General features: G+C 70.3%; 14 protein-coding genes. 2 read left to right on the top strand and 12 right to left on the bottom strand.

Features of this window, described 5'->3' with window-relative positions; translation table 11 throughout:
• Positions 1-34 precede the first annotated feature (34 nt).
• The 11 genes from A4X17_RS09970 to A4X17_RS10020 form a co-directional block, all read right to left on the bottom strand.
• On the bottom strand, positions 35-472 hold the full coding sequence (locus A4X17_RS09970; RefSeq protein ID WP_064295521.1) for a hypothetical protein: 438 nt from the start codon (positions 470-472) through the stop codon (positions 35-37).
• The gene (locus A4X17_RS09975) at positions 469-1620 is read right to left on the bottom strand and encodes an ABC transporter permease (protein WP_231884351.1); all 1152 of its coding nucleotides are present in this window, start codon (positions 1618-1620) and stop codon (positions 469-471) included. Before A4X17_RS09975 ends, A4X17_RS09970 begins: the two co-directional genes overlap by 4 nt.
• Positions 1617-2501 (bottom strand): ABC transporter ATP-binding protein, encoded by an 885-nt coding sequence (locus tag A4X17_RS09980; RefSeq protein ID WP_064295522.1) that lies wholly within the window; start codon positions 2499-2501, stop codon positions 1617-1619. Before A4X17_RS09980 ends, A4X17_RS09975 begins: the two co-directional genes overlap by 4 nt.
• A gap of 187 nt (positions 2502-2688) precedes the next feature.
• The gene (locus tag A4X17_RS09985; RefSeq protein WP_064295523.1) at positions 2689-3693 is read right to left on the bottom strand and encodes an aldo/keto reductase family protein; all 1005 of its coding nucleotides are present in this window, start codon (positions 3691-3693) and stop codon (positions 2689-2691) included.
• Between the two features lie 63 nt (positions 3694-3756).
• The gene (locus A4X17_RS09990) at positions 3757-4464 is read right to left on the bottom strand and encodes a response regulator transcription factor (RefSeq protein ID WP_064295524.1); all 708 of its coding nucleotides are present in this window, start codon (positions 4462-4464) and stop codon (positions 3757-3759) included.
• Positions 4461-5864, bottom strand: a complete 1404-nt coding sequence (locus A4X17_RS09995) for a sensor histidine kinase (RefSeq protein ID WP_082916083.1) — start codon at positions 5862-5864, stop codon at positions 4461-4463. Before A4X17_RS09995 ends, A4X17_RS09990 begins: the two co-directional genes overlap by 4 nt.
• Positions 5865-5997: 133 nt before the next feature.
• On the bottom strand, positions 5998-7431 hold the full coding sequence (locus A4X17_RS10000; protein ID WP_064295525.1) for a DUF6421 family protein: 1434 nt from the start codon (positions 7429-7431) through the stop codon (positions 5998-6000).
• A gap of 160 nt (positions 7432-7591) precedes the next feature.
• Positions 7592-8431, bottom strand: coding sequence for an ABC transporter permease (locus A4X17_RS10005; protein ID WP_082916078.1), 840 nt, complete (start codon positions 8429-8431; stop codon positions 7592-7594).
• A gap of 31 nt (positions 8432-8462) precedes the next feature.
• Positions 8463-9524 (bottom strand): aliphatic sulfonate ABC transporter substrate-binding protein, encoded by a 1062-nt coding sequence (locus tag A4X17_RS10010; RefSeq protein WP_064295526.1) that lies wholly within the window; start codon positions 9522-9524, stop codon positions 8463-8465.
• A 54-nt stretch (positions 9525-9578) separates the two neighbouring features.
• The gene (locus A4X17_RS10015; RefSeq protein WP_082916079.1) at positions 9579-10487 is read right to left on the bottom strand and encodes an ABC transporter ATP-binding protein; all 909 of its coding nucleotides are present in this window, start codon (positions 10485-10487) and stop codon (positions 9579-9581) included.
• Positions 10488-10618: 131 nt separating this feature from the next.
• Complete coding sequence (locus tag A4X17_RS10020; protein WP_231884352.1) at positions 10619-11341, bottom strand: TetR/AcrR family transcriptional regulator; 723 nt, start codon at positions 11339-11341, stop codon at positions 10619-10621.
• Here A4X17_RS10020 and A4X17_RS10025 point away from each other — a divergent pair.
• A complete protein-coding gene (locus A4X17_RS10025; protein ID WP_064295565.1) occupies positions 11340-11726 on the top strand; it encodes a DUF1304 domain-containing protein in 387 nt (128 codons plus the stop codon). The genes A4X17_RS10020 and A4X17_RS10025 overlap by 2 nt on opposite strands.
• A gap of 103 nt (positions 11727-11829) precedes the next feature.
• Positions 11830-12843: an NADP-dependent oxidoreductase gene (locus A4X17_RS10030; RefSeq protein WP_064295528.1), complete on the top strand. Its 1014-nt coding sequence runs from the start codon at positions 11830-11832 to the stop codon at positions 12841-12843.
• 79 nt (positions 12844-12922) lie between these two features.
• Here the strand turns inward: A4X17_RS10030 and A4X17_RS10035 are convergent, their stop codons facing one another.
• The gene (locus A4X17_RS10035; protein WP_082916080.1) at positions 12923-14020 is read right to left on the bottom strand and encodes a Glu/Leu/Phe/Val dehydrogenase family protein; all 1098 of its coding nucleotides are present in this window, start codon (positions 14018-14020) and stop codon (positions 12923-12925) included.
• Between the last annotated feature and the right edge of the window lie 50 nt (positions 14021-14070).

The raw sequence follows: 14070 nt of genomic DNA on the forward strand, positions 1-14070 counted from the left end.
GGACACTCCTGAGTTAGGGGACTGGGAAACGAGGTCAGTCGGCGGCGTGACGCGGGCCGTCGGAGGAGGGGACGCTCTCCTCGGGCACGGCGTCGATCGCGGCGTCGATGTCGGCGTGCGCACCGGGCTCCGGCTCCGCGTCCGGGGTCTCCTGCGCCAGCGCGTGCTCGTAGGCGAGCGCGTGCACGGCGATCGAGGAGGCGACGGCGGCCTGCTGCTCGTCCTCGGCGGAGGGCTGAGCCGGCTGCTCGGCCGCGAGCGCGGCGGCCTGTTCGGGCGTCAGCCGGGCGTCCTGGTCCTCCTCGTCCTCATCGACGAGGTCGAGCACGATGGGGTCGTCGCCGTAGATGTCGCCCGCCGGGTCGCCCGCGAGCGGGGCCGGCGCGGGGAGGCGCTGCTCGGCGTCGAGGAACTGCTTGGCCTCGAAGGCACCCGGGTTGAAGACCTCGTCGATCCCGCCGAGCCCGCTCATGCCTTGAGCGCTTCCGACAGTTTGACCCGGCCGCCCATCTTGAGCAGCGAGTTCTCGTAGATCCGCGAGCCGACGAGGATGACGAGCGCCGCCGTGATCGCGAGGATCAGCAGGGACAGGATCGGCTCCCACCACTGCGCCGAGCCGACGAAGAGACGGACGGGCATGCCCACGGCTGCCGAGAACGGCACGTAGGACATGATCGTCATCACCACCGGGTTGTCGTTGAAGAAGATGACGGCGAAGTACGGGATCATGATCAGCATCGTAATCGGGGTCGTCGTCGAACCGATGTCCTCTTGACGTGAGACCAGGGAGCCGGCGGCGGCGAAGAGTGCGGCCAGCAGGATGAAGCCGAGCACGAAGAACACCACGAACCAGACGACCGGGGTCCCGAGGCCTCCGAGCAGCTCCGTCTGGCCCGTCACCGTCAGCCCGATCACCGACAGCGCAGCGATCGCCAGGATCTGCCCGAACGCCAGGATGCTGTTGCCGAGCACCTTGCCGGCGAGGAGCGCCTTCACGGGGATGGCGGACATGAGGATCTCGACGACGCGGGTCTGCTTCTCCTCGACGACGCTCTGCGCGATCGACGCCCCGAAGGTGGTGGCGGAGACGAAGAACACGAGACCGAACCCGAGCGACACGATGTACAGCAGGAAGCCGGCGGAGCCGTCGGCGTCGGGATCGAGGATGGTGACCTGCGGCTGCGCGCTCAGCTGCATGATGAGCGTGTTGGAGGCCTCGGAGTCGAAGATGACCTGGACGCCGGTGGGGTTGTCGTCGGTGGCCGGTGCGATCGCCGCCTCGACGTCGCCCGACTTCACGAGGGCTTCAGCGGCGGCGACGTCGGCCGCCTCGGTCACGTCGAAGGTCTTTTCGTCGACCAGTCCCGCACCCGCGTTCCCCACGACCGCGACCTTCGTGGTCTCCGAGGCGGTGTTCTTCGCGAGGAACCCGCCGACGACGATGCCGGCGAGGATCACGAGGAGGAGGATGCCCGTCGAGATGAGGAACGTCTTGCTGCGCAGGCGCATCCTGACCTCGCGCTCGGCGACGAGACCGATGCTCTGCACGAGGCTGGGGGAGGCCGGGCCGGAGCGACGACGACCGGCGGGCTGGATCGGGGACTCGGTTGCCGTGGTCACTGGATGACCTCCTTGAAGATCTGGGCGAGGGTGGGTCGGAGGGGGGCGAAGCTCGTGACGTCGCCCTGGGTCAGCGCCTCACGGAGCACGGCCTGCGCCGCCTGGGCGTCGTCGGCGTCGAAGAGGGCGTAGCCGCCGTCGAAGTCGACGACGGAGATCCCCGGGCGCTCACGCAGCCACCCGGTGTCTGCCGCGGTGAGCAGCTCGTAGCGGTTGCCGGCATGGGCTTCGCGGAGTGACTCGCGCGAGCCGGAGGCGCGGATCCTGCCACCGGCGATGATCACGAGGTCGTCGCAGAGGCGCTCAACGATGTCGAGCTGGTGACTGGAGAACAGGACGGGGGAGCCGTCTGCGGCGAACTCGCTGAGCACACCGACGACCACGTCGACCGCCATCGGGTCGAGGCCGGAGAACGGCTCGTCGAGGACGAGGACGTCGGGGTGGTGGACGAGCGCCGCGGCGATCTGCGCCCGCTGCTGGTTGCCGAGCGACAGGCTCTCGAGGGCGTCGTTCCGGCGCTCGCCGAGGCCGAGGCGCTCGAGCAGTTCGCCGGCGTTGCGCTTGGCGGCGTGGGTCGTGAACCCGTGGAGACGGGCCAGGTAGACGAGCTGTTCCTCGACCCGCATCTTCGGGTACAGGCCGCGCTCCTCCGGCATGTAGCCGAACCGGCGGCGGTCCTCCGGGGTGAGCGGGGTGCCGTCGAGCGTGACGGTTCCTGCGTTCGCGGCGAGGACACCGAGCAGGATGCGCATCGTCGTCGTCTTGCCGGCGCCGTTCCCGCCGACGAACCCCGTCATGCGGCCGGGGGCGACCTGGAAGCTGACGTCGTCGAGCACCTTCCGCTCGCCGTACGACTTGTCGATGTGGCTGAGTTCGAGCATCGGCCGCCTCCTGTGATCTGCGTGCTGGACCGAGTGTCCTGCGTCGGGTTCTCCCGGTATGGCGATCACGCTACGCGGCGCAGTGTGCCACCGGCATCCGCCGCAGGACGGGTTGACGCGACAACGCCCGGTCCCCTTCTCCGTCGAGTGGGGGATACCGGGCGTCGTGGACCAGCCGAGCGCTGGATCAGGCGGGGCGGGACTCCGGGGAGACCGTCTTCGAGGGGTCGGTCTCGGCGACGGAGCCGATGGCCTCGTCGATGCGGGCGATGACCGCGTCGTCGAGCTTCACACCGGCCGCGGCGGCGTTCGCAGTGACCTGCTCGGGACGCGAGGCCCCGACGATCGCACCGGCGATGTTGTCGTTGTGCAGCACCCAGGCGAGCGCCAGCTGCGCCATGGTGAGGTCGAGCTCGTCGGCGATGGGCTTCAGCTGCTGGACGGCCGTGAGCACCTCGTCGTCGAGGAAGCGCTTGATGGTGTCGGCGCCGCCCTTCTCGTCGGTGGCCCGGCTGCCCTGCGGGAGCTCTGCACCCGGCAGGTACTTGCCGCTGAGGACGCCCTGCGCCACCGGCGACCAGACGATCTGGGAGATGCCGAGTTCGCGCGAGGTGGGGACGACCTCCTCCTCGATGACCCGCCACAGCATCGAGTACTGCGGCTGGTTCGAGATGAGCTGGAAGCCCAGCTCCTTGGACAGGGCGTGGCCGGCGCGCAGCTGCTCGGCGTTCCACTCGCTCACACCGATGTAGAGCGCCTTGCCCGCCCGGACGACGTCGGCGAAGGCCTGCATCGTCTCCTCGAGGGGCGTCTCGCTGTCGTAGCGGTGGGCCTGGTAGAGGTCGACGTAGTCGGTGCCGAGACGCGTGAGCGAACCGTCGATCGACTCCATGATGTGCTTGCGCGACAGCCCGACGTCGTTGTGCCCCTTCGGGCCGGTGGGCCAGTAGACCTTCGTGAAGATCTCCAGGCTCGCGCGTCGTTCGTCCTTGAGGGCGTCGCCGAGCACCTGCTCAGCCGCCGTGTTGGCGTAGGCGTCGGCCGTGTCGAAGGTGGTGATGCCGGCGTCGAGGGCGGCGCGAACGCTCGCCGTGGCGACGTCGTTCTCCACCTGCGAGGCGTGGGTCAGCCAGTTGCCGAAGATGATCTCTGAGATCTTGAGTCCGCTGTTGCCGAGGTATCGAAATTCCATGGTCGTCACGCTACTCCTCGCATCCGACCGACCGACGGGGTTGCGCGGAGACGGAGCGAACCCTCAGCTGCGCGGTGACGCCAGCCCGTGCTCGTAGGTGTAGATGACCGCCTGGATGCGATCGCGGAGGGCGAGCTTCTGCAGCACCTTCGAGACGTGCGACTTCACGGTCGCCTCGCCGACGAAGAGCGTGGTCGCGATCTCCTGGTTGGACAGGCCCTGGGCGACCAGTTGCAGGACCTCGCGTTCGCGCTCCGTCAGCTGGTCGTAGTCTGCGCCGGTCGTCGGCCCGGCCGGGGCGGTGTGATCCTCCACGGCGTCCTCGACGGCGGGGTTCTGCCGGGTGAACCCCTCGATGACCCGGCGGGTGACCGCCGGCGAGAGGAGCGCTTCCCCGCCCGCGATCACCGAGACCGCTGCGACGAGTTCCTCCGGCGAGGAGTTCTTCAGGAGGAACCCGCTCGCACCGGCCCGGAGCGCCTCGGCCAGGTAGTCGTCGCGGTCGAAGGTGGTGAGGATGAGGACCGCGGCGTGCACCTCGGGATCCGCGACGATCCGACGGGTGGCCTCGAGGCCATCCATGCCCGGCATCTGGACGTCCATGCAGATCACGTCCGGCGCGAGCGTCGTCGCGAGCGCGACGGCCTCGGCGCCGTCCGACGCCTCGCCGACGATCTCGATCCCGGGCTGTGAGCCCAGGATGATGCGGAAGCCCGCACGCAGCAGCTCCTGGTCGTCGACGAGGAGGATACGGGTGGGCTGCTCGGTCATGCCTGGTCCTTCGTGGTGGCGGTCTGGGGTCGTCCTGCGGCGGCGGAGGCGAAGCGGGCGTCGGCGATGGACGCGGCGACGGGCTCCATCGCCTGGTCGCCCGGCCGGCCGAGCGGGATGGCGGCCCGGACGAGGAAGCCGCCGCGGGCGCGTGCCCCGACCTCGAGGACGCCGCCCGACGACGCCACGCGCTCCCGCATCCCGATGAGCCCGAGCCCACCGCGGCGGGCCACCGTCGGGACGGTCCCCGTGTTCGTGACCTCGAGCTCGACCGCGTCGTCCAGATAGCGGAGCCTGAGTTCGGCCGTCGCCGTGGTGCCACCGTACTTGCGGGCGTTCGTGAGCGCCTCCTGCGCGATCCGGTACAGGTTGAACGAGACGACGGCCGGGATCGCGACCGGTGTGCCCACGAGTTCGAACCTCGTCGGCAGCCCGTTCGCCGTCGACTCGTCGGCGAGCCGGCCCAGCTGGCCGACGCCGACGGTTGACGGGCTGCTCTCCTCGTCGGTCGGTTCGCTGTGCGCGCGGAGGGTGCCGAGCATCTTGCGCAGCTCGTCGATCGCGCTCCGTGCGCCGAGCTCGACGTTCGTGAGTGCATCCCGCGCGGCCGCCGGGTCGGCATCGAGCACGGTGCGCGCGGCGCCGGCCTGGACCCCCATCACCGAGACGTGGTGGGCGACGACGTCGTGCAGCTCGCGCGCGATCCGCACCCGCTCGAGGGCAACCGCCTGCCGGGCGGAACGGGCGCGCTCCGCCTCGAGCTCGGCCGTGCGCTGCTCGAGCGCCGCCCGCTCCCGGGAGGACTGGTACACGCGCTCGCCGAAGAAGTACGCGGCCCCGAAGTAGAGGATGTTCGTCAGGATCTGGATGAGGATGAACGCCACGAGGGGTGAGAAGAGCCCCACCCGGGAGAGGCTGGGCAGCGCGTCGGGGTCGGTCGCCTGGATGAACATGGAGACGAGCAGCCAGACGAACATGGCGACGATGATGAGCACGCGGACGAGTGCGGCGCGACGTCGGTTCGGGACCCATGCACCGACCGTGTAGATCGCGAGGAACAGGGCGATGTTCGTGAAGAGGACCTCGGGTACGAGCACCGTGCCGCCCACGATGAACATGACGGCGACGACGATCGAGACGGAGCACGGGAAGCGGCGACGGAACGCGAGCGGCGCGGTGATGCCGATCGCCCAGAGGACGGACGCCCACATCGGTGCGGGCTCGGGGTAGAACCCGGCGATCGTGTACAGCGTCAGGCTGAGGAGGGTGCCGACGCCGAGGGCGATGGCGAGGATGACGTCCGATCGCTGTTCCGACGGCGTCGCGGCAGGACGTCGCCACTCGGCGTCGTAGGGGTCGACCGGGCGGTCCTCCTGCTGGTCGACGGCGGGCTCGCTCATGCCGTCCACGCTAGCGCGACGCCCCGCCGAGGACATCCGTCGAGCGACGGAGGGCGCCGCTCCGGGCTCGAACAAGAGCCCGGAGCGGCACTCGGGAGAGTGCTGCTCCGGGCTCCTCCGCGGCACGGTCGGGTCAGGCCGCGGATCGCCCCGTGATCCCGGCGGTCGACGTGATGACGTCCGCCATCTTCTTGCCGAGCGCCTCGTAGAACATCGACAGGGGGAACTCGTCGTCGAGGACCGCGTCGGTGAGTCCGCGCGGCGGTCCGCTGAGGATCTCGTCGGACAGCCCACGCGCCCACTGCGACGCGGGGTGCGGCGTCAGCGTCGTCCGGACGAGCTCGTACGCGGCGAGCCAGTGCGCGGTCTTCGGACGGTCGATCGATCGCCAGTACAGCTCGTCGATGCTCTCGCCGAGCCGCACGACCACGTCGGGGACCTCGTCCCAGTCGATCGTGAGCCTCGTGTCGGTCCAGTGCAGCACGCCGTGCTGGTGCATCCACGCGAACAGCAGCTGGCCGCCGACGCCGTCGTAGTTCCGGACGCGCGAGCCGGTGATGGCGAACCGGAAGATGCGGTCGAAGATGATCGCGTACTGGACGAGCTTCGCGTGCTCGAGGATCGCCACGTCCGCCGCGTCGAGGGTCTCGGTCTCCGCGCGGGTCGTCAGTGTGCGCTCCAGCCGCACCGACTCGCGGAACGCCGTGAGGTCGCAGCGCAGCTCCTCGAGGGAGTACAGGAAGAACGGCATCCGCTGCTTGATCATGAACGGGTCGAACGGGAGGTCACCGCGCATGTGCGTGCGGTCGTGGATGAGGTCCCACATGACGAAGGTCTCCTCGGCCAGCTGCTGGTCGTCCAGGAGGGACGCGGCGTCGGCGGGGAGGTCGAGCTTGGTGATCTCGGCCGCGGCTCGGACGACCCGACGGTACCGGGCCGCCTCGCGGTCCTGGAAGATCGCGCCCCAGGTGAACGCCGGGATCGCGCGCATCGCGACCGTTTCGGGGAAGAGGACCGCGGAGTTCGTGTCGTACCCCGGCGTGAAGTCGAGGAAGCGGATCGGCACGAAGAGCGCGTTCGTGTAGTCGCCGGCCTCGAGCGCGGCGATGAACTCGGGCCAGATGACCTCGACGAGCACGGCCTCAATGTGGCGGTCGGTCGAACCGTTCTGCGTGACCATCGGGAACACGACGAGGTGTGCCAGGCCGTCCTCGCGGTGCCGCTCGGGGTGGAAGGCGACGAGCGAGTCGAGGAAGTCCGGGACGCCGAAGCCGTCGCGCTCCCAGCGGTCGAAGTCGGCGACGAGGGCGTCGAGGTACTCGGCGTCGTGCGGGAAGTTCGGAGCGAGGGTGCGGACACTCGCGACGATCGTGGCGACGTGCCCTGCCGCCGACTCGTGGTCGCCCGCCTCGGGGATCGAGCCGTCCTTCACCTGGACGGCCTGCAGCGCGGTCGCGGCGGCCTTGAGGTCCGTCCAGGCCGGGTGCCCGACGAGTGCGGCGGCGTCTTCGACGACCTCCGGCTCTCCGACGATGCTCTTCGTGTGGGTGGTGGCGACGTTCGACATGGTGAACCTCCTTCCGCGTGCGCAGGCGTCGCCCGGGGTGGGTGACGATTCCTTCGAGCGTAGGGGCGGAGGGGGTGCGGATTTCTTGCGTCAGGAGCGACTTCGCTGCAACATTCGGCCGTTCACGCCGGGGAACTGCACGGCCGACCGCGGCATACCGCTATCCCCAGCGGCGCTTAATCCAGCGGTCGAGGACACCGACGAGCGCATCGGTGATCGCGCCGAGCAGCGCGAGCACGATGATGACGAAGAAGATGCGGTCGACCCGGCCGTTGTTCTGCGAGTCCACCAGGCGGAATCCGAGTCCCATGGACGAGGCGATGAGCTCCGCCGCCACGAGGAACAGCCACGACTGCGCGAGCGCGAGTCGGAGGCCGGAGACGACCGAGGGCGTCACGGCGGGCAGCTGCACCGTCCGGAACAACGCGACACCGTTCAGGCCGAAGGCGCGGCCGGCCTCGACCAGGTGCTTGTCCACGTGGCGGAGGGCGGCGGAGACCGTCGTGTACACCGGGAAGAACGCGCCGATCGCGATGAGCGTGATCTTCGACTCCTCACCGATCTTCAACCAGAGGATGAGCAGCGGGACCCACGCGAGCGACGGGACGGCGCGTATGGCCGCGAAGATCGTCGACAGTAGGATGTCGCCGAGGCGCGAGAGCCCCACGACCGCGCCGAGGACGAGGCCGAGGACCGCACCGATGAGGAAGCCGATGAGGACCCGCTGCACCGAGATGGCGACGTCCTGCTGCAGCCAGCCGCGCTGCGCGAGGTCCACGCCGGCCGCCCAGACCTCGGCGGGTGCCGGGAGTTGCGAGGCCGGCACGAGGCCGAGCGCGGTGACGAGCTGCCAGGCTCCGAGGATGACGACGGGGACGATGAAGCCGCCGAGGACGACGACGATCCTGCGGGACCCGAGGACCGCGCGTGCTTCGCGGCCGGACTGGGTCGCCTGGGCACCCGCGGCTGCGGTGGTGCCGAGACCGGCGAACTCGGTCATGCTTTCCTCTCGGGACGGTTCAGGGGCCGGACTACTTCGCGCCGATGGCGGACGGGTCCGCGTCGTCCACGAAGCTCGGGTTGAAGAGGTCGGCCAGGGCGTCGTCGACCTTGTCCTGCGAGGCCACGTCGCCGGACTCCACGAAGATCGGGCCGATGATCGACAGGACCTGCTCCTGCGCCTCGCCCGGGGCCGGGTCGACGTCGAGGTTCGAGCGCTCCGTGATCACCTTCGTCGCCACGGCGAGGTCGAGGCCCGCGGCGTCCGCGAGGATCTGCGCCGTCTCGTCGGGGTTCGACGCGGCCCATTCACGAGCGTGCTCGTAGGCGTTCACGACGGTCTGCGCGACGTCCGGACGCTCGTCGATGAAGGACTCGGTCGCGGCCAGGATGCCGTAGCTGTTGAAGTCGACGTTGCGGTAGATGAGCTTCGCGCCTGCCTCCTCGGCGCCGGCCATGATCGGGTCGAGACCGGCCCAGGCGTCGACGGAGCCGTTCTGCAGGGCCGCCCAGCCGTCGGCGTGCTGGAGGTTCTCGATCGTGACGTCTGAGGCGGACAGGCCGGCCTCCTCCAGCGCCTGCAGGAGGAAGAAGTAGGGGTCGGTGCCCTTCGTCGCGGCGACCTTCTTGCCCTTGAGCTCGGCGACGTCGGTGATCGTCGAGCCCTGGCCGACGACGATCGCCGACCACTCGGGCTGCGAGAAGACGTCGATCGCCTGGATGGCCGACCCGTTCGCCCGGTTCAGGAGCGCGGCGGACCCAGCGGTGGACCCGACGTCGATCGCGTCGGCCCGCAGTGCCTCGTTGGCCTTGTTGGAGCCGGCCGACTGGACCCAGTTGACGGTGATGTCCTGGTCGTCGAGGGCGTCCTCGAGCCAGCCCTGGTCCTTGATGATGAGGGAGAGCGGGTTGTAGGTCGCGAAGTCGATGTCGAGCGTGCCGCCCTCGGTGGTACCGGCGGTGCTGTCGCCGCCGGCTGCAGGAGCGTTCTCGCCCGCCACGCAGCCGCTGAGGAGGAGTGCTGCGGCGGCGGTCGCGGCGACGAGGGCCGCGCGCCCGGCGCGGGAGATGGTGAAGCGGCGTCGTGAGGTCATGCGTTGGTCCTTGCTGTGGATCGGTGCGGGATGACGGCGGAGGTGGTGGGTGGCTCAGTACGGGAAGTGCGGGATGGACGGCAGTCGTTGGTCGCCGCGGGCGAGACCGTGGCGGTCGATGCCGAGTCCGTCGAGGAGACGGCCGCGAAGTTCGGCGAGCTCTGCCGACCCGCGGTCGCGCGGGCGGTCGCCGGGGACGGTCACGGTCTGCGCGATGGTCGAACCGGGCTGTCCCTCCTCGCGACCCAGGAGGATGACCCGGTCGGCGAGCTGGAGGGCCTCGTCGACGTCGTGCGTCACGAGCAGGATGGTCGTGGGCGCGGCGAGGTGGATGGCGAGCAGCAGGTCCTGCATCTTCAGCCGGGTGAGGGCGTCGAGGGCGCCGAACGGCTCGTCCAGGAGCAGGACGCCCGGCCGGCGAGCGAGGGCCCTGGCGAGTGAGGCGCGTTGCGCCATGCCGCCGGAGACCTCCCGCGGGCGGTGCTCGGCGAAGTCCGCGAGCCCGACGAGTTCGAGCAGCTCGGCGACGCGGGCACGTCCTTCGGCTGCGGGTGTCCGCTTGGGAAGACCGAGCGCGACGTTCGCCGCGATGGTGCGCCAGGGGAGGAGTCGAGGCTCTTGGAAACCGAAGGCCGTGCGCGGGTCGATGCCGTCGACGGGCGTGCCGTCGATGAGCACGGAGCCGGCGGACGGGTGGTCGAGACCGGCCGCGATCCGCAGCAGGGTGGACTTGCCGCAGCCGCTTGTGCCGAGGATCGCCACGACCTCACCGGCCTCGGCGGTGATCGTGACATCGCGCAGCACGGGCCGTGGGGCGTCGGCACGTTTGCCGACGCCGCTCGCGAAGGTGCGGCCGACCCCGGCGAACGCGACCGTGGAGGCACGATCCACTGAGCCGCCGTGGACGGCGTCGCGGGTGACGGGCGAGCTCGCGGCGAGCGGGCTTGGGGCGGCGTTCGTCATGGGTCTCGGGCTCCAGGGGTGGGGTGCCCGCCATGCTACGCGAGGGTGACGGGTCACTCCCGGTCGCCGAAACAGAGCGTCACATTGGCGTCCGCCGGTGACAGCCGGAGGGTTCCGGTGTTATGCGTCCGCTACCAGCTGCCGACCTGCGCGAGGGCGACGTCGAGGATGGCGACGGCCTCCTCCCGGTTGACCCGGGCGAGCAGCAGCGCGCTGACCGACAACGAGGTGAGCTGCCGGGCGGCCGCGGCGAGTTCGTCCGCGTCCGCCTCGGGGCGGGCGAGGGCGAGGGCGTCCGAGACCGCGGTGGTGAGCTCGGCCCGGTAGCCGTCGACGACCTCGCGCAGTGCATCGTCATGGGCCGCGAGGCCGGCCGCGCTGTTGAGGAGGAGGCAGCCGCGGCGGGGGGAGTCGTCGGGCAGGGTCGCGATGACCGTCTGCACGCCGGAGAAGTAGGTGGTGAGCCCGGCTCTGCCGTCCGTCGCCCGCGCGAGGACCGAGAGGCGCGGTCGGATGACGGTGTCGAGGTAGTCCTGCACGGCGGCGTCGAACAGCCCGCGCTTGCTGTCGAAGGCGTGGTAGAGGCTCGACCGTCGCAGACCGGTGGCCGCTTCGAGGTCGGCGAGCGAGGTCGCCTCGTACCCGCGGTCCCAGAAGACGTCGCGCGCCGCCTGGACGACGGCGACGGTGTCGAACTCCTGCGTGCGCCCCATGAGTGCCTCCTCCTGGCTCGGCCGGCCCTCCGGACGGGTGGGTTGTGTACCGAGCGTTCTACTATTATAGTAGACCCATCGGTACAGAATGTCGCTCCGCCCGGACGACTCGACACCGATCTCCCGGAAGGCCCGTCCCATGCTCGTCGTCAGTCTCGTCCTCGTCGGCATCGCCGCCCTCCTGCACGTCTACATCTTCGTGCTCGAGTCGCTGCGCTGGACCGAGCCGGCCACCCGCAAGACCTTCGGCACCTCGGAGCTCGAGGCCGAGACCACCCGAGGGATGGCGTACAACCAGGGCTTCTACAACCTGTTCCTCGCGATCGGCACGATCGTCGGCATCGTCTTCCTGATCACCGGCTCGACCGGTATCGGCGCGGCCCTCGTCTTCGCCTCGGCCGGCTCAATGCTCCTGGCCTCGCTCGTCCTCATCACCTCGGACCGCACGAAGGCACGCGCCGCGATCGTCCAGGGGACCACCCCGCTGCTCGGACTCGTCGCGCTCATCATCGCGCTGGTCGTCTGACACCTCCCATCCCGACGCCCCGGCGTCACCCCGTCCGCAACCCGACGACGTGCTGCGCCCACCCACCGATGCATCGAATCACCGCACCAAGGAAAGGCACCACATGAACACCCCCGCGCTCAGCACCCAGATCCAGCTCGTCTCGCGACCGGTCGGTTGGCCGACCGAGTCCGACTTCCGGACCGTCTCCGTCGAGCTCCCGGAGCTCGCGCCCGGCCAGCTCCGGGTCCAGAACCTCTTCCTCTCGGTCGACCCCTACATGCGCGGTCGTATGAACGACGCCCGCTCCTACGTCGCGCCGTACCAGCTCGGAGAGACGATGACCGGCGGAGCCATCGGCCGGGTCGTCGAGTCGGCCGGCGAGGGCTTCTCCGTCGGCGACGTCGTCCTGCACCAGTTCGGCTGGCGCGACCTCGTCCAGGAGGACGCCGGCGGGTTCCGCGTCGTCCCCGAGCTCCCCGGCGTCCCGCTGTCCGCCTACCTCGGCGTCCTCGGCATGACGGCCCTCACCGCGTACGTCGGTCTGCTCGAGGTCGCCAAGTTCCGAGAGGGCGACACGGTGTTCGTCTCCGGTGCGGCAGGTGCCGTCGGCACGATGGTCGGCCAGATCGCCCGTCTCAAGGGCGCGAAGCGCGTCATCGGTTCGGCCGGATCGGCCGAGAAGGTCGCCCTGCTGACGGAGAAGTACGGCTACGACGCCGCGTTCAACTACAAGGACGGCCCCGTCACCGAGCAGCTCGCGGCCGCGGCACCCGACGGCATCGACGTGTACTTCGACAACGTCGGGGGCGAGCACCTCGAAGCGGCGATCGACGCCTTCAACGACGGCGGACGTGCAGCGCTCTGCGGCGTCATCTCGCAGATCAACGACACCGAGCGTGCCGAGGGCCCGCGCAACCTGTCGAACATCGTGACCCGGGGGCTCACCCTCACGGGTTTCACCGTCGGTAACTACACGCAGCACTTCCCGCCGTTCTCCGGTGAGATGGGTGCGTGGTTGCAGAACGGCGACGTCGTCTTCGACGAGACCGTCTACGAGGGCCTCGACCACACGCTCGACGCGTTCCTCGCCCTCATGCGCGGTGCCAACACCGGGAAGATGGTCGTCAAGCTCTGACGCGATCCCTCGACGTCGCCTGACACTGGCGACCGACGGCCCGTCCACCCGCTCCGGGTGGACGGGCCGTTCGCCGTCCTCAGACCGCTGTGAGGACCCCGCCCGCCGCATCGATGCGGGCCATCGCGAGGCGTTCGGCGGCGACGAGCGTCGTGACGCCCTCCGCAGCGGCGTCCCGGTAGATCGACTGCACGGTCCGCCCGATCGCCGACACCCGCTGCTCGATGGCCGCGGCATCGGCGCCCGGTTCGGACGCCATGGCGAGGTAGATCACGCCGCCGGCGTTCGCGACGAAGTCCGGCGCCCACAGGATGCCGCGCTCCTCAAGGGTCACTGCGTCGGCGCGGGTGGCGAGCTGGTTGTTCGCCGCCCCGACCACGGCGCGACACCGCAGCTGGCCGATCACCCGGGCGTTCAGGGCACCGCCGACACCGCACGGCACGAAGAGGTCCGTCTCGACGAGGTGTTCGTCGCCCGCTTCGATCCAGCTGGCGCCGATCTCCTCGGCGAGGGCGCGCTTGCGTGGGTCGACGTCGGTGACGATGAGGCGTGCCCCCTCGGCCGCGAGGCGCCGGGCGAGTCGGCCGCCGACCTGGCCGAGTCCGGAGACCGTCGCCCGGTGGCCCGCGACGAGCGGTGTGCCGAAGACCGTCTCGAGCGTCGCGGTGATGGCCGCGTACACGCCGGCCGCCGTAGCCTCGCTCGGTTCGCCGACACCTCCGCGGTCCGCCGGCAGCCCGCTGACGTGGTCGGTCCGCTCGGCGACGACGGCCATGTCGTCGGCGGTCGTGCCGACGTCCTCCGCGGTGCGGTACGCGCCGCCGAGTGCTTCGACCGCGTCGCCGAGGTCGAGCATCGCGTCGCGGCGCTCCGCGGGGTCGAGGGTCGTCCCGACGGGCAGGTGGATGACGGACTTGCCGCCGCCGTGCGCGAGACCGGCGGCCGCGTTCTTCATCGTCATCCCCGCGGCGAGGCGGAGGGAGTCGTCGACGGCCTCGAGCCAGGACCCGTACCGCCAGAGTCGCGCGCCGCCGAGGGCCGGTCCCAGGGCGGTGGAGTGCAGGGCGACGCTGATGGTCAGCCCGGAGCGCGGGCCGCGGCTGATGGACAGGCGTTCGTGGGGGAGGGTGGTGCTGTGCATCGCGTCGCTGGACGCGACCGGGTCGAATGACGTCATCGTCGGATCTCCTCGTGGGTGATTGGTGCGGGCTCCTGGTGGGAGCGGAT

Source organism: Plantibacter sp. H53, assembly GCF_001650455.1.
GTDB lineage: Bacteria > Actinomycetota > Actinomycetes > Actinomycetales > Microbacteriaceae > Plantibacter > Plantibacter flavus_A.

Coding starts and splice junctions, on each gene's coding strand:
- A4X17_RS09970 (WP_064295521.1), bottom strand. CDS start 472: ATGAGCGGGCTCGGCGGGATCGACGAGGTCTTCAACCCGGGTGCCTTC.
- A4X17_RS10015 (WP_082916079.1), bottom strand. CDS start 10,487: ATGACGAACGCCGCCCCAAGCCCGCTCGCCGCGAGCTCGCCCGTCACC.
- A4X17_RS09985 (WP_064295523.1), bottom strand. CDS start 3,693: ATGGAATTTCGATACCTCGGCAACAGCGGACTCAAGATCTCAGAGATC.
- A4X17_RS10005 (WP_082916078.1), bottom strand. CDS start 8,431: ATGACCGAGTTCGCCGGTCTCGGCACCACCGCAGCCGCGGGTGCCCAG.
- A4X17_RS10020 (WP_231884352.1), bottom strand. CDS start 11,341: ATGGGACGGGCCTTCCGGGAGATCGGTGTCGAGTCGTCCGGGCGGAGC.
- A4X17_RS10030 (WP_064295528.1), top strand. CDS start 11,830: ATGAACACCCCCGCGCTCAGCACCCAGATCCAGCTCGTCTCGCGACCG.
- A4X17_RS09980 (WP_064295522.1), bottom strand. CDS start 2,501: ATGCTCGAACTCAGCCACATCGACAAGTCGTACGGCGAGCGGAAGGTG.
- A4X17_RS10035 (WP_082916080.1), bottom strand. CDS start 14,020: ATGACGTCATTCGACCCGGTCGCGTCCAGCGACGCGATGCACAGCACC.
- A4X17_RS10025 (WP_064295565.1), top strand. CDS start 11,340: ATGCTCGTCGTCAGTCTCGTCCTCGTCGGCATCGCCGCCCTCCTGCAC.
- A4X17_RS09995 (WP_082916083.1), bottom strand. CDS start 5,864: ATGAGCGAGCCCGCCGTCGACCAGCAGGAGGACCGCCCGGTCGACCCC.
- A4X17_RS09990 (WP_064295524.1), bottom strand. CDS start 4,464: ATGACCGAGCAGCCCACCCGTATCCTCCTCGTCGACGACCAGGAGCTG.
- A4X17_RS10000 (WP_064295525.1), bottom strand. CDS start 7,431: ATGTCGAACGTCGCCACCACCCACACGAAGAGCATCGTCGGAGAGCCG.
- A4X17_RS10010 (WP_064295526.1), bottom strand. CDS start 9,524: ATGACCTCACGACGCCGCTTCACCATCTCCCGCGCCGGGCGCGCGGCC.